At 55.9% G+C, this 14,599-nt stretch carries 15 protein-coding genes and 1 pseudogene; 8 read left to right on the top strand and 8 right to left on the bottom strand.

All coding sequences use genetic code 11. The features are described 5' to 3' along the window. The first annotated feature begins 459 nt into the window (after positions 1-459). The 3 genes from QD461_RS29750 (at position 460) to QD461_RS29760 (ending at position 4,106) form a co-directional block, all read left to right on the top strand. Positions 460-1,461 carry an IS30 family transposase gene (locus QD461_RS29750; protein ID WP_414090808.1) on the top strand — a complete coding sequence of 334 codons (1,002 nt, stop codon included), beginning with the start codon at positions 460-462 and terminating at the stop codon, positions 1,459-1,461. Between the two features lie 965 nt (positions 1,462-2,426). Beyond that, the gene (locus QD461_RS29755; protein ID WP_414090809.1) at positions 2,427-3,431 is read left to right on the top strand and encodes a hypothetical protein; all 1,005 of its coding nucleotides are present in this window, start codon (positions 2,427-2,429) and stop codon (positions 3,429-3,431) included. Between the two features lie 30 nt (positions 3,432-3,461). Continuing rightward, positions 3,462-4,106: an alpha/beta fold hydrolase gene (locus QD461_RS29760; RefSeq protein WP_414090810.1), complete on the top strand. Its 645-nt coding sequence runs from the start codon at positions 3,462-3,464 to the stop codon at positions 4,104-4,106. 31 nt (positions 4,107-4,137) lie between these two features. Here the strand turns inward: QD461_RS29760 and QD461_RS29765 are convergent, their stop codons facing one another. The 5 genes from QD461_RS29765 to QD461_RS29785 form a co-directional block, all read right to left on the bottom strand. Then, the gene (locus QD461_RS29765) at positions 4,138-4,650 is read right to left on the bottom strand and encodes a hypothetical protein (RefSeq protein WP_414090811.1); all 513 of its coding nucleotides are present in this window, start codon (positions 4,648-4,650) and stop codon (positions 4,138-4,140) included. Positions 4,651-5,159: 509 nt separating this feature from the next. Beyond that, positions 5,160-5,450 (bottom strand): hypothetical protein, encoded by a 291-nt coding sequence (locus QD461_RS29770; protein ID WP_414090812.1) that lies wholly within the window; start codon positions 5,448-5,450, stop codon positions 5,160-5,162. Between the two features lie 485 nt (positions 5,451-5,935). Then, positions 5,936-6,058: a hypothetical protein gene (locus QD461_RS29775; protein WP_414090813.1), complete on the bottom strand. Its 123-nt coding sequence runs from the start codon at positions 6,056-6,058 to the stop codon at positions 5,936-5,938. Between the two features lie 170 nt (positions 6,059-6,228). Further along, on the bottom strand, positions 6,229-6,546 hold the full coding sequence (locus tag QD461_RS29780) for a helix-turn-helix domain-containing protein (RefSeq protein ID WP_414090814.1): 318 nt from the start codon (positions 6,544-6,546) through the stop codon (positions 6,229-6,231). 1 nt (position 6,547) lies between these two features. Further along, entirely contained in the window at positions 6,548-7,879 is a 1,332-nt protein-coding gene (locus QD461_RS29785; protein ID WP_414090815.1) for a type II toxin-antitoxin system HipA family toxin, read from the bottom strand. Between the two features lie 649 nt (positions 7,880-8,528). Between QD461_RS29785 and QD461_RS29790 the strand changes: the two genes are divergently transcribed. The 5 genes from QD461_RS29790 to QD461_RS29810 all read left to right on the top strand — a co-directional run bounded on the left by QD461_RS29790 (position 8,529) and on the right by QD461_RS29810 (position 11,193). Continuing rightward, positions 8,529-9,263, top strand: coding sequence for a phosphotransferase (locus QD461_RS29790; RefSeq protein ID WP_414090816.1), 735 nt, complete (start codon positions 8,529-8,531; stop codon positions 9,261-9,263). Between the two features lie 341 nt (positions 9,264-9,604). After that, positions 9,605-9,751, top strand: a complete 147-nt coding sequence (locus tag QD461_RS29795) for an HIT family protein (protein ID WP_414090872.1) — start codon at positions 9,605-9,607, stop codon at positions 9,749-9,751. An 81-nt stretch (positions 9,752-9,832) separates the two neighbouring features. Then, positions 9,833-10,180 carry a hypothetical protein gene (locus tag QD461_RS29800; RefSeq protein ID WP_414090817.1) on the top strand — a complete coding sequence of 116 codons (348 nt, stop codon included), beginning with the start codon at positions 9,833-9,835 and terminating at the stop codon, positions 10,178-10,180. A gap of 75 nt (positions 10,181-10,255) precedes the next feature. Further along, a complete protein-coding gene (locus tag QD461_RS29805; protein WP_414090818.1) occupies positions 10,256-10,882 on the top strand; it encodes a hypothetical protein in 627 nt (208 codons plus the stop codon). Next, on the top strand, positions 10,879-11,193 hold the full coding sequence (locus QD461_RS29810; protein WP_414090819.1) for a hypothetical protein: 315 nt from the start codon (positions 10,879-10,881) through the stop codon (positions 11,191-11,193). Before QD461_RS29805 ends, QD461_RS29810 begins: the two co-directional genes overlap by 4 nt. Before the next feature lie 260 nt (positions 11,194-11,453). Here QD461_RS29810 and QD461_RS29815 read toward each other — a convergent pair whose 3' ends face one another. From QD461_RS29815 to QD461_RS29825, 3 genes and pseudogenes are all read right to left on the bottom strand, one after another. After that, positions 11,454-11,948: a histidine kinase gene (locus QD461_RS29815; protein ID WP_414090820.1), complete on the bottom strand. Its 495-nt coding sequence runs from the start codon at positions 11,946-11,948 to the stop codon at positions 11,454-11,456. Positions 11,949-12,242: 294 nt separating this feature from the next. After that, positions 12,243-13,054, bottom strand: a pseudogene (locus QD461_RS29820) (IS5 family transposase). Between the two features lie 355 nt (positions 13,055-13,409). After that, positions 13,410-14,597 (bottom strand): IS91 family transposase, encoded by a 1,188-nt coding sequence (locus tag QD461_RS29825; RefSeq protein WP_414090821.1) that lies wholly within the window; start codon positions 14,595-14,597, stop codon positions 13,410-13,412. Positions 14,598-14,599: the final 2 nt, after the last annotated feature.

Here is a 14,599-nt window from a genome sequence, read left to right on the forward strand (position 1 = left end):
CCCGATGCCCCCCCTCGCCCTCCGCATAGGCAACCGAAAGAAGCATGCCGCGCATCAGCGGCGACAGAGCGGCGACATCGACGTCACCCAGCAATTTGATTTCCGGCAGCATGGCGCAGTCCTGGTTCTAACCTGGTGGCATGTCGATGCCGTCAACCATCTACCAGGAGAAGACGAATTGATAGTGAGGAAGCTAAAGCCGAAGGGGTGCGTCTCACCCGCCCCCTCCCTTCCCTTGCAACCCGGCCCAGCCGGTCCGGTCGGGGGCTTGCCACAGTGCAAGTGGACATATCGAGTGTCGCATTTCTAAATGGCTGACGATGCGCCCAAAGGGACATTTCTACTTTGCAAATCGGCGGACATTCCAACTCCTCCGCCACAACGTGTGTAGCGGGGTACATTCTATTTCCAAGTGCGACATGCCAATGATTTCAATGGCTTCACTTTGGAGATTTTGCCATGTCTCGGTGCTATAAGCAATTGACCCTCGCCGATCGGCGCCGCCTTCATCATCTTGTCGAGCGCAAGGTTTCGATCAATGAGATGGCGCGCCAGCTCGGCCGCCACCGCTCGACCGTCTATCGTGAGATCCGTCGCAATACCTTTCGGGATCACGAGCTTCCTGAATACAGCGGCTACTTCTCGACAGTTGCTGATGACATCGCCAAAGAGCGGCGTCGACGCTTGAGAAAGCTCCGTCGCCATCCGCATTTGCGTCGTATGGTGATTGAGAAACTGCAGGCCTATTGGTCACCGGAGCAGATTGCCGGCCGTCTGCTGGCCGACAGCGTCAGCCTGGTTCGCATCTGCGCCGAGACCATCTATCGCTTCATCTACAGCAAGGAAGATTACGGGCTTGGCCTCTATCGATATCTGCCCGAGGCGCGCCGCAAACGCCGCCCGCGTGGATCGAGGAAGCCGCGAAACAGCGTGTTTCCAGCCAGTCACCGAATATCGCAACGGCCTGATTTTATTGACGATCGGACGCAGTTTGGTCACTGGGAGGGCGACCTCCTGATCTTCGAACGCGAACTCGGACATGCCAACCTCACCTCATTGGTCGAGCGCAAGAGCCGCTACACCGTCATGCTCAAGAACGCCAGCCGCCACTCGCGCCCGATCATGGACAGGATCATCGAAACATTCTCTCCTTTGCCGGCCTTCGCACGTCAGAGCTTCACCTTTGATCGCGGCACGGAGTTTGCCGGCTTCAGGGCTTTGGAAGATGGCATCGGTGCGCGCAACTGGTTCTGCGATCCCAGTGCACCCTGGCAGAAAGGTGCGGTCGAAAACGCCAACAAACGCATTCGCCGCTTCATGCCAGGCGACACTGACCTGGCCGAGGTGCCGCAATCGGCCCTGGTTCAACTCGCTCACCATCTGAACGACCTACCGAGAAAATGCCTGGGCTATAAGACACCAACCGAAGTGTTCATGGCACATTTGCAAGAGGGTAGCTGATCCCCTACCCTCAAAACTGGCTATGATGCACTTGGAGGAGATTCTCCAAGGCTATTTAGTAATGCGACAGTTGGTGAAGAAATGAACCTAGAACGGGCCAAGCTGCCTAATCGCGAGCCAAATGCGATGTCAAAACGAGCCAAAGTGTTATGCGCACCTACATCTTGCCGATGCGTATCCTACTTTTCCAAAAATCCGCCGAATCTCCTCAAAATCCATTCGCGCTCCATTCATTACGCTTGCGGCCGAAGCTGTGCACCCGAACAGGCGCTCGTCTCAACAGTCACCTTTCGCACGTCTTGCACGTCAATCATGTCATCGCCGAAGTGCACGGCAAAGATTGGCTCGCGCACGTCTCGATCCGGAGCCTCAAAGATCAGGCTATCGCCCTATTTGCACATCGACCATTGAGAGCCTGGCGATCCAAGAGCTGAGTAATGCAGTCGCGCCATCAATGAATCCGGTGTCAGTTGGCCCTTGCCTACCGAGGATTCGACCTACCATACCGCCCTTGCTCGCTGACAAGATTTCGCATTCGTCGCATTAGTAATGCATTACGCTCCGGAATCGTGGCGCCTCCGCAGATTGGCTAGGTCGTCATAGATGTAGTGCCAAATTTATTCGAGATGATTTGGCGCAACCACGCCGTCGATTAGAGTACACTATGCCTGTCTGTTTGTTCGGTTGAAGACGCCCTCCTGCGGCGAAGAGCGGCCCCAAGCCCTCGGCACAGGATGTTCGACAAATCCCTACACTTTATGCGGTCTTTTAGCGCCCAACAATTTTACTTTACCGTGAATTTGCGTATCGTCGCGCGGTCTTCATTCAAGTTGCGCGGGGACGCATTGGCAAAAAATCTTCTGGAATGGTCAAGCGATCAAGATCTGTGGACACGTGATAGTTTGAGACGTGTCGACGGCTCAAAACCTCGCGCACATTCGACGGCTCGAATTAGGAAGTAACCGATGAATGGAAATCGCGAGGTTCTATCGCCCGAAACCCGTACCCTTCTCAGTTCACTGCATCACGGGGTTGAGCTGGAAACCCACATCGAGGCAATCCTTCAGCACTTCGCGAAGATTCCGCCAGCGTTGATCGCTGCCGTCTCGCTTCAAATCCGTCACGACGCTGACCTCTATGCAGCTCCTGTCGGTTCATTCTGGCTCAGCCCTCCCAAGCCACACGCGGCCTTGAAACTTCTCCAACGAACGCCTGGCCTCGAATTCATTTACATCTTCCATTCAAGCGGCTACGTGCGTGAGGCTTCGCTTAATAAGATAACGGGCGGCCTCCAATCCCCTTTTCTTGTCGCAGCGGTCATGTGGCGAATGAACGATTGGGTTGCACCGGTTCGCGCCGCGGCATTCCGCTGTGCACAGCGCGTGTCCTCACTCACTCAACCCGATACCATCGCTCGCGCTGGATTGGATCTTCTCAAGCGGCAATATGGCTGGGAGCGATGGGGTGAGCTGGAACGATCTATGGTTCATGATCTCTACGCTCGGCCAGACGTCACCGCCGAACTCGCTAGGCTACTGATCCAGCAAACTACAGGGCCGACGCCTTCGACTTTTCGCCACGCGCTGCGCACGCCTTTGTTCGACGCCCACCTGGAAGACATCTCCTCTAAATCAGTGCATCCGATGGTGCGGGCGATTGCGGTCGAGACCCTAATTGATCGGACGGCAAAATGGCGTTCCGGGTTCCGTTTGGAGTGGGTAGACAAACGCTATAATCTTAAGCGGTGGATACCAACTTACAGCCAAAGAGAACTTGTCTGCTCGGCATCACCACGGGAAATCGCCGACCGAGCGATCCTTGATCGATCTCCGTTCGTACGACGCGTCGTGCTGGATTGCATCGGCAGGAACTCGCTGCCGGCAGATGTCGGCCGACAATATGCCCGACAGGTCGAATTCGATAGATCTGGAGCCGTGCGGGAAGCGGCCGCATTTATCCTGCGCCGCTGACGGTGGCGCCACCAACCAGGAGAACCCTGAATGCCTCATGACTTCCTCGTCACCGGTCCCGAAGACGCCAAGATCATGATCGTCCTCGCGCATGGGGCTGGTGGCGCGATGGATACCAAGTGGATGGAAACCGTGTCGGCAACAATTTCTGAGAGAGGCTTGCGGGTCGTCCGGTTCGAGTTCGATTACATGGCGGCACGACGGTCTTCCGGAAAGCGGTCACCACCGCCCCGTGCAGAGGTCCTCAAGCAAGAGTTTGAAGCCGTGATCGAGGAGCTCGGCTCGATAGGGACAGTGGTCGTAGCAGGCAAATCCATGGGCGGCCGCGTGGCGAGCATGATCGCGGATGATCTTCGCGATGCGGGTAAGATTTCCGGGCTGCTATGTCTCGGATATCCATTCCATCCAATTGGAAAGCCCGACAATGTACGGACCGCTCATCTCGCAGAGATGAAGACGCCTGCCTTAATCTGTCAGGGAACTCGGGACCTCTTCGGATCGCGGGACGAAGTTTCCAGCTACGAGCTATCCAACGAGATCGAAATTCTCTGGCTGGAAGACGGAGACCACGACTTTCGGCCGCGAAAAGCCGTGTCGGGCCTCACAGCCGCCGAGCATGTCGCGACAGTTGCCAATTACGTGGCCGAATGGGCGACGAAGCTTGCGATACCCTAAACGATAGGCGGCACATGCGGCCGTACGACCATCACTCGCCTTCTTCGCCCGTCTTTGGAAAGAGATGCGTGATATTGGAACCAGGCGCCTGAACCCTCGCCGCCGTCATCCTTGTGCCCGTGCGGCGCTGTCCAGCAGCTTGTACGACCGAGGCTAGCCCTTCTCGCTGCCTATAGTAATCAGGCTTTTCCGGAAGATTGAGATCGAAATCTACGAGCAGCCGCTCAATAAGATCCATCGCCGTCGCCGCAAGCACCGCGTAGCCCTCCTGGCGCCGCTCGAAAAAGCGGTCGAAGCCTGGGCTGGAGAGATCAAGGCTATCCAGCGCATTGCCGAGGTTCGTTATGCGGTTCGATAGCCATAAAGTCTCATTGAAGAGCTCCTCGCCGAGAAGGCTCAAATCCTGCGCCTGCGGAAGGACCAGTACGGGTTCGGGTGTATGGAAGACGAACTCGCCTTCGTTGGCGGGGTTGAACTCAGGCGTGTCGTGCACGGCAGCGTAAGCGGCGCCGACAAAATCGTCCAGTGCCAGAGCTGTCAACATCGCTGCACCGCGCGCGTCCGCTTTTGGGTTCCGAGCGTGTTCAGCATTTGCCCACCGCAGCGCGCTCGGTATAATCGCGCCGCTGGCAAAACAGCCAGCTCCGATCATCGCCCCGACTAACATGATGCCCTGAGTAGTTTCGAAGAACTGCGTCAATATCTACCTCGTGGAGTTCGATAAGCGAATTGCATCGGTCGCACGCAGGACGGAATCAGTGCCGACTTTCGCAGTGTGCCTAGCATAAGCGCAATTTGGAATGCTTTCACGAAGATGAGGTCTCTGCAGAGGAGATTCAAGGTTCAATCCGTACCATCTGGTCTGGTCAGATGACGCCAAACTGCCCATAGAAAGACAAGAACAAAGCCACCCTCGCCAGCACAAACGACTTCGAGATCAAACCGCGCCTACAAATTCGCGGAATTAGGTAGCAACTGCCACCAGCTCCGAATTCCCGGCTTCGGAGCGCATGTCAGGCAATCAGCCGCTTGAACTACCGAGCATCCAATGCCTCAGCCGATCGAAGCCATTCCATCGATCCTGATTTCAACCGAGCTTCCATCTGGGATGTCGCTTTTTTCCAGACCGACCAAGAGAAAACCCTCAACCTCGTGGACTGCTGGTGTTCGACGGGGAAGCCAGTCTTTATAGGCGACTGTCTCCGTACTCGATCCATCAGGTCGGCGCAGTATCGCTGTGAGCTTTCTGCTCACAGGTAAATTTGAGGCGCCTGCCACCACAACCATCGTCCCCGAACGACTTTGAACAGAGAATACCTCTTTGATTTCCCGCAAATCGGTCATTCCTTCGCTCCGGCCCAATCCAGAAGGTAGCCTCGGCCCTCCGCCGACCACCCAGAGTCAACACCTTCACAATAGCGCAAATATGTTTCCACTTGAAAGCTGAACCGTAGAGATCTCGGCGCGCTTCGTCTTCAGTTCGTCTGCAATGCCCATGAATATCAACTCCTAACACGAGGCGAAGAAGCTACATATTCCGCCGGCAGGAGTCTGGTGGCAGTTGCTACCTAATTCCGCAAATTCGGATGAGACCGCTGGACCGCGTCATCCTGAGCTACGAGCCCGACTATCAGGGGGCGGCGCTGACGGGACTTGAACAAGGTAACTGCTCTCGAAAGGCCAAGCCGTCGTCGTCCGTAGCCCATTTCAACATCCTCAGGAGCGAGGCTTGGCGGGTGAACATACCGCCTAGTGTTCGCTGCTCGCCTTTGTGTCGGGGTGGGAGCGCGGAACGCCATGGTTTCCATCGTCCGTAGCGGTGCCTTTTTCTACGCCCGCCTCACCGCATCGAGTGCGCCGAAGACGCCACAGCGATGCTCATGGGCATATTCGATGGCGCGTTCATAATCGTCCGGGAAGTCCGTCGTGAAGCGCTCCAGCGAAGGGGCCAATTGTTGACCCAGCGTGTCGAAAACAGGCTCTCGCTCATCCCCTCCGTTTAACGGAACAAGGGAGATGTGTCTTTCTGGAACACAAGATGTGGTTAATCCCTGTTCGATCGGGATAAGCTTTTAGTCAACGCCTAACGAAGTAGTGAGCTGGAGACAAGTATCACAGCCATCTAGGGACGAGATGAGCTAGATGGCTGTTGCCTCGCCGATGCTGGTTCTTTCGGGACGAATCCAAGCGTGAAGCCAAACAGGTGTGCGATTCGCTCCAGCGTTTCCACGGTGGGGTTGGCCTTGCCCGTCTCGATTTCCAAGACCTGCCGTTTGGTGATCCCAGTGATGGTCGAGAGCTGCTCCTGCGTCAGACCCAAAGACTTCCTGATTTCAGCGACGGCAGATGGAAACCTCAGCTCCCCGGCCGCCGCCTTTTCACGAAGGCGCGCACGGCTTTCGCTGATCTCTTCCTTCGTTGGCTTCTTCCATCTGGCCATTCTAGTGCTCTCCATTCGGACGGGCAGCAATCACGCTCTCGGCGACCATCTGGCAATCCCTCATCCCGACCTCGATGACATCGCTTGGAACCCCAAACTTGGCCGCCAATGTCGGGGCTTCGAGAAGCCGCTCTGCAAAGTCGCCGATCTCCACGCCGAGTTTGCGTGCGAGATCGGGATTGTCAGGAAACACGGCAGTGCAGACCTCCGCCCAGTCAGGCGAGGTCTCGCGATGTGTATCCCGCATCGCCGCCCATCTCGTCGACTTCACGATGCCGTCGGCCCCGAGCCTCATCGGCGCGAAGTCGAACAGCGGCGACAGACTGACAGTGCCGTCAGGCATCTTCGACAGCGCGCTGTTGCGACCGTGGTTGTCCGGGTTGCCCATGGCGCGGTTGGCAATGTCACGCTTCACGTACTCGACGATGTCTGCGAACGGATTCGTCGATACGCGCTTGAGAACACCGATATAGTCCTCGTGGCTAGCGAGATGCCCGAATTCTGCGACGCCGAGCGCCGAGACCATGCTTTCCTGACCGATGCGCTGCAGCGAGCCGCTTTCGATCCTGCGGTCGAACCGGGGTATCATCAGGACACCGTTGGCGTAGCGCGACGTCTCGTGGACGTTCAAGCCGATCTGTTCGGCGATAGCCGAATAGCCCGCCTCTGCCTCCAGGATTAGCTGATCGCGGACGTCGTTGCTCCGGAGAAGCTTGACAATGTAGTGTCGAACGGCTTCGCCGTCGCTAACGAGGGCATCGGGGTAGTATAGCCCGTCAGCCGCGAGTGTCAGAGACACCTTAGGCCACTCGCCCTGAAGCCCGCTAGAACCCGAAGCGAGCATTCCAAGGCGATCGACGACTTCGGTGAAGTACTCGGTTCGGCCAAAGATGTCCTCCTCGGTGACGCCGGCGCAGCGAACTCCCGACAGGCGATCCCTTTCGGCAGCGGCCGCCTCTGCGACGCGCAGGTTCCCGATAGCATCGCCACCGGCACGAAGCAGCAGCGGGAGATCAGACGAGCGGGCGTCGACGTCCAGCTTCATGTGGTCAGCGAGCTTGCGGCGGGCGTGTCCTTGAGGCACCAGGTCGAGCAAGAACGGAGGCCAAGTCTCCCGAAATCTGTTCTCAAGGTCGACGGGATAGTTGACCGACAACGCGCGCGCGTCCCTGACATCGCTCGTCAACCTGTCGGCGGCGGCGTAGTGCATGAAAAAATCGATGTCGTACTCTACGATCGAACGCCCTTCGACGCCGCGGGCCTCGTCCATGATCGCGATGCTAGCGCTGGGATGCCACTCTCCCCGCCCAAATGTCTCGATGTTCAACTGCATCGCTAAAGCTCCTTATAGTGTATATATAACAGCGATGGTTGGCCTAATAAAACCATTAAAGGGATATTTATGGGAGAGGAACTAGCGCCGTTTACCTCAAGGTCGCGGATAGTGTCGGCAAGTCTCAAAGACCCGCATCGGGTGCTAGGAGCCATTTATGTTCTTGATGGTCAATTCAGATCAACCTCGGTACGTCCTAAAACCTTCTCGGCGTAACGTCGAACCTGCTGACAACCTCAGGCAAACAATCTGCGTTTATTGCCGCCCCATGGGCAATACGGCCTGGCAAGAGATAACGGCTGATAAGGCACAACGACGAGAATCGGCATTCAAGGCGGCCGTAGACGCGAGCAAATGAGATGCACACATATATCGCCCGAAGTCTGGTTTCCAATGGGCGTCTTGCGCCGTCTAGTGACAAACGCATACCGGTTGCGTAGCGAAGGTCGAACATTACTGAGCATTAGCAACGCGGCCCATATCCGTTGGGCGTCATTTGTGTCCGATGCCTGTAGAAAACGTGCGGCGATGTTTTTATTGATTGTCGATAAGCGCATATTCGAATTTGACGGCCATATTGCCAGCTATGTCAATCGCCAACATAGACACTGATGGTCGACGGCCGATATCGACCGTGAGGATTTTGCTAATGGGATGGGAAGCACTCGTGCATTGGGGTGGAGACGCAGTTCGGATCGAACCACTTTCTGGTGGAGTCGCCAACGACGTTTGGAGCGTTCGCGTCCACGGACAGATTGCAGTCGGTCGTCTCGGGTCACGGACCGAGGCCGATCTCGCATGGGAGGCCGGCCTGCTTCAACACCTTGACCGCTCAGGTATGGCCGTTCCGGTGCCGATCCCGACGATTGACGGTCGCCTGTTCTCGGGTGGCTTGATGGTCATGAAGTGTATCGAAGGCGGGCCGCCCGAGACGGTGTCCGACTGGCGTCGCGTCGCCGACACGCTGCGTGAGCTGCATCGTTTGACGCAGGGCTGGCCACAACGCCCAGGCTGGAAGTCGTCGACCGACCTCCTGCATGCGGACACCGGAACGAGGGTCAACCTAGCCTCGATGCCCCCCGAAGCAGTCATGCGATGTCGGGCGGCTTGGTCACGGCTAAACGGACGTCAGACTTGCGTTGTCCACGGAAACCCCAACAACCCTGGCAACGTCCGTATGACCAAGGACAGGGTCGTCTTGATCGACTGGGATGAGTCACACGTCGACGTCCCCGACCTTGACCTTGTGCTGCCCGAAAACGCTGCCGGTTGCGATGACAACGCATATGATGTCGCCGCACAAGCATCGGCCGCATGGGAAGCCGCCGTCTGTTGGCAAGACGAGTACGCGGTGAAGCGGCTTGCGGAAGTTAGAGCGATCTGAGTGGCTGCCGTTGTCGGAGCGCCTCCAAAGAACCGCACCATTTCGGGCAACGAGGTCCATGTGGACCAATTTCATCACGTTTGTTACCCCGATGATGGGATGATCATATCGGTTGCAGAAAACGACAAGAGGGACCAGCCAGCAATAGGGATAGATGAGTATCAGTAGCTTTGCGCCAATTGTGGTCAAGGCTGGGTCAGCAGTCGATGCGGCCTATCGCCAGCGTTCAAGGATACAACACTTATATACCCGCGTTGCGAAACGAAGTGATATGAACGGGACGGTCTGATGCCAACGAGCGCGAAGCGATTCATAAACTGGCGATCCTATGCCGCGAGGCAATCCTCAGGGCGAACGATTCTGACAAGGGATTTAACTTAGGCTCGAACACTGGTCAGACGGCAGGGCAAAAGATATTTCATGCCCATGTGCATCTGTCACCTCGGCGCGAAGGAGAACATGAACTCGCTGGAGCCCAGCCCGATTGACGAAGGCTAGGGCTTACGGCTTCAAGCGGCAATACAGCGTTCACCGTCTCGCGCGGAAACTGTTACAGCATGGATGATTCGATGGAACGTACCGATTGGCTAGACAAGAATGAGATCGACCCTAACTGGGACGAAGCGTTCGTTGACGAAATCCTTGGTGCCTTGGTTCTCCTTGGGGTTACCCATCGCCAGCCCGACGGCACGGTAACAAAAGAGGAGCAATTTCACGGTTACGTCAAATCCGTCGATCCGCGCTGGGGAATAACAATCAGGCTCGAAGGCGACGACGTTCGGGAGGAGATCAACCTTCCTCCCATGCTTGAAGTCTTCGGACGGGCGGAGCCAGGTATCTATACCGATCAGGCTGGCAATGCCGTACGCGAACCCGATTTCATCGCATATTGGACAGTCACCTCCGCAAAGAGTTAGCCCACGAGCCCTCGATCACTTTTGGTCAACGGCGACAATACACCATTAACCGGTGCTCAATTGATATGAGGTTAGATGTTCAAACTTTCTGATGAAATTTTACAGGCTCTGCAGGATGCCACACCAACCGGGTTCGACCAGGTTTCCGAACGACGTTGGGTAAGCGAACCCCGTAACGCGATCCGTCGAATCATCGAGTTCCAGGCCCTCAAAGGAGCTTACTATTCAGCGCGATGGGGTTTCTCGGTAGACTTTGTTCCTCGCCTTCGCAGCGGTCGCCTGTCATGGAAACGCTCTCTAAAATCAGCTGACTTTGATCTCACTATCGATCCTATCGATATCGAAGGCGCTGCCACCGACTGGTGCTCATTTCCCTTCGACGTGAAAATCCGGGATGCTCGAAAGACCGTCGATGACGTAAAACGCGTGGCGTCTTTAGACCTGGCATCCATCGATACAATCAACGACTTGCTCGATCTTTTCAAACGCCGATCCGAAATGAAATTTCGTCGCTTTGGGCTCGCCAATTACATTCAAACTGATATCGCATGGGGGCTATCGCAATTGGCCGCAGGAGAAGTGGTAGAGGGGTCCGATAGAATAGCCCGGTTTTGCGAACAGTTCGAAATCGATCCGAATAGCGCCATTCTTACCAAGGCTCGGGCGGAGGCTCTCCAAGCGATGGGTAACGGCAACGCATGATGACCGCCCAAAACCGAAACACCCCCAATGAAAACCTCACCTCCCAGACCTTTCATGGTTTGCCCTCGTTAAGGAAACAATTGATTGGTTTCTTTCGGAAGCAGACGACAACTCGGAAAGGCGACATGAAAGGCGGGTTGATCAAATTTCCGATTGGCATCCTCTATCACGAACCGGAATCAATGGCGCTTTGGCAAAAGGGAATCATCGAGGATTGCGTGTCTTCGACAGGTCTCTTCATTAAGGCTGAAACAAGCGACGTCGCCCTCGCTTGGGCGAGAAAGTGGGGCAAGAACTTCTACGAAGGGTAAATGCAGACCCAACTCTGGATTTCAAAGAGTTGGGCTACTATTGTTGGCTCGGCACAAATGCAATGCGCTGCTACTGAACAATGACCCTATCCCAGACCGCCGTTTTGCTATGGCATTTAGTTGGTTCAAAATAGCGAAGCACTTCATAGGTCTGTCTCCGCCAAGCCGGGTCACTGCCAGGCGGAAAAAGGTGCAAGTGGGGACGGAATCCAACCATCCCGGTGGCAACGGTAACAGGCCGACCGCGGCCTCAGCCGACGTTACTGAACCGGCTTGATCGAGGCGACGATTGCCTTGACCTCGGCATCGTGCTTGTCCTCTGCCCCCTTGTCTCCCCAGTAGGTCACAACGAGAGCGTTGTCAGCGCTTACCTGTACGACGAGCAAGCCTACGCTAATGGGACCGTTCTCGTCCTTTCCATCCCATTCCAAAGTACCCATCTGCAAACCGTTGACCTCGGTAGTGGGCGTCTCCTTTTTAGTGGAAGGGTCTATCGTTACTTTGTTCTTTGCGAGAAAATCGATCGCATCGGTAACAACTTTATCGATGGATTTGTTGTTGGCAACGTCGGCTGAAAGATAGACCGCGGAATCGTCCGACGTTCCCTCGACACCGCTGTCAGTTTCCTCCGGCTTCCAGCTGTCTGGAATGGTAATACTTGCGACGGGCTTTTCGCCTGGAAATTTGAATGTCGCAGCGTGCGCCGCGAGAGGAGACGTGAATGCAAGCAAGGCCAATACGATAATCTTCTTCATGACGGAATCCTTAGAGGTTAACGCCGATATGTAGGGCGACCTTCAGACGTCTAAACACAACACGTTAAGATCGTAACCACTCGGAGAATAAGAAAGAAGATTAATGGGAACAATTTCTGCCGAGATATACTATTATTGCTAGCTCGCTCAGCCGGCGCTGATCATTGGTTGCAGTCTGCAAGTATTAAGTAGCGCCATAAATTCCGGCGGATAACCAAGGACAGTGCAGATGGCAAAAATCTGCACTGCTTTGTATTGATGTGCTTGAGAAGCACTGCTGGGCCTATCTCCGACCTAGGCTCTGTTGACAAAGTCAGGTAGCCATATCTTGGCTGCTGCCAAGGCGAGGAATGCCCCAAAGGATTTCCGTGTTTTATCGTATCTGGTTGCGATCCGTCGAAACTGCTTGAGGCGATTGAACATTCGCTCGATACGGTTGCGGTCCCTGTAAGCTCTGTAATCACAAAAAGGCGGGGCCTTGCGGTTCGCTTTCGGCGGGATAACAGGCCGAATGCCGTGGATCAACAATTCTTCCCTGATGGAATCCCCATCGTATCCTTTATCGGCGAGGAACAATCTTGGCTTGGTGACCGGCATCGCCAATAGGTCCGGAACGGCATTGTAGTCTGACATTTCGCCACCCGTCAGGACAAAGCCGAGAGGACGTCCTTGACCGTCTGCGCGGGCGTGGATTTTCGTCGTAAAGCCACCGCGTGATCGACCAAAAGCCTCCTTATGAGTCCCCCTTTTGCGCCCGCCGCCTGCGAATGGCCGCGAACCGTTGTGCTGTCGATCATGTGCTGCCAATCATCGGTCAGGCCCAGTTCGACAAGCGTTTCAAGGAGAGCATCCCACACACCTTGTTCAGCCCAACGGCGGAAGCGCACATAAACAGAATTCCATTTACCGTAACGCTCATGCATGTCGCGCCAAGGGCAGCCGACCCGCAGGACGTGAAGCATTCCATCGAGAAATCGCCGATTGTCATGAGATGGACGAGACTTGCGCCCATGCTCTGCTGGCAGAAAGGGCTCTACGATCCGCCATTCCGCATCACTCAAATCGCCACGTGCCAACGCCACCTCCAAAAAGCAGCGTTGAATCATTATTCCGTCGATTTGTGAATCTGGAGGGTTATTTGAGGTCGCATGGGCGGTGCTGCGACTTCGGGCGACCTCATGTAAGCCGGATTGAACTAAGACGCGGGTTGTTTGACGCTGTTATGGGGAATTGAGAGCCAACCCGCCGGAGATGAAGGACGCCGTATCTCGTTCCGACTGCTTGCTGGCGGCACTGAGCGGGGAATGATGCTTTCCGGTGCAGTTTTGCCGGGGACTTTGCGGACTACGCCGCGATATTGGAGGGGATCGGCAGCCTTTTGAGCTTGCTGCGGTCGAGCGATATTGCTCGCCGAGGACGCGCTGAACGACTGGGATATTCTGAGAATCTGATTGTCGGGCATCATGATGTATCGCACCGGAAGGATGATGGTCGTGGTGGTGCAACAGGCGCTATGGTGACGTCAGTTCGACGCATGGGCCGCCGGCAGTCGGGGCATTCGTGGGAATTTGCCTGCCGCGATTTGGTCGAATGAGATTGCCAGCTTGTGGGTGCTGGTTCGCCGAGGAGGCTTCTGCAGACACCGATACGATCGCGCCGATGACAATTGGCGAGAAAGCCGAAGTGGCGCATGCGGTGGAAGCCGTCTGGAAGGAGATGAAGGAGAAATCGTCGGATAAACTCGTGGGGATGAAGACGCATGATCTTCTCACGGTCGCGACCGTGGATCCGATAATCCCTCCATCGAAAGGCAACATGGCTGTCATCGGCATGAACGATGCGGCTGTTTGCGATAGCAACGCGATGGGTATAGCGGCCAAGATAGGCTAGCACCTGATCCGGACCACCGAATGGCGGCTTTGAATAGACAACCCACTCGATGCTACGAGCGCGGGCAAGATGGCGAGCGAATGTCTTGTCATCGTTGAGATGAGCGAGGTCTTTGAAGAATTGCAGCTCGCTTTTGGCAAAGGCTTCGGCCAGAGCTGTCAGGAAAAGCCGCCGGAACAGACGTGACAGCACGCGGACGGGTAGAAAAAAGCCAGATCGGCAATTGATCCACCTTGTTCGATCAGGTGAGAGCCCTCCGCCCGGTACGACACAATGAACATGCGGATGGTGGGTCATGGCCTGGCCCCAGGTGTGGAGTACGGCGGTGATGCCGATCTCTGCGCCAAGCCATTTGGGGTTAGCCGCGATGGTCTGCAGCGCCTCGGCTGAGATCCGCATCAACAATCCATAGACCACCGACTTGTTCTGGAAGGCGATCTCAGCAACGTCGCGTGGTAGCGTGAAGACCACATGGAAATAGGGAACCGGCAAGAGATCGGCGATGCGTGCGTCGACCCACTCCTTGCGAGCAGCCCCCTGACACTTCGGGCAGTGGCGATTACGGCAAGAGTTATAGGAGATGCGCGTCTTGCCGCAGTCATCGCAGGCATCGACGTGACCACCGAGCCGTGGCGTCCGGCAAGCTTCTATCGCTCCCATGACGCGTCGTTCACCGCGGCCAAGACGACCGGCGTTCTCTTGCCTGTAAGGGCCACCATGCCACCGAAAGATGTCGGCGACTTCGAAGGCAGGACGCACCC

It is taken from the genome of Rhizobium sp. BR 314 (assembly GCF_047445805.1).
Classification (GTDB): Bacteria; Pseudomonadota; Alphaproteobacteria; order Rhizobiales; family Rhizobiaceae; genus Rhizobium; species Rhizobium lusitanum_B.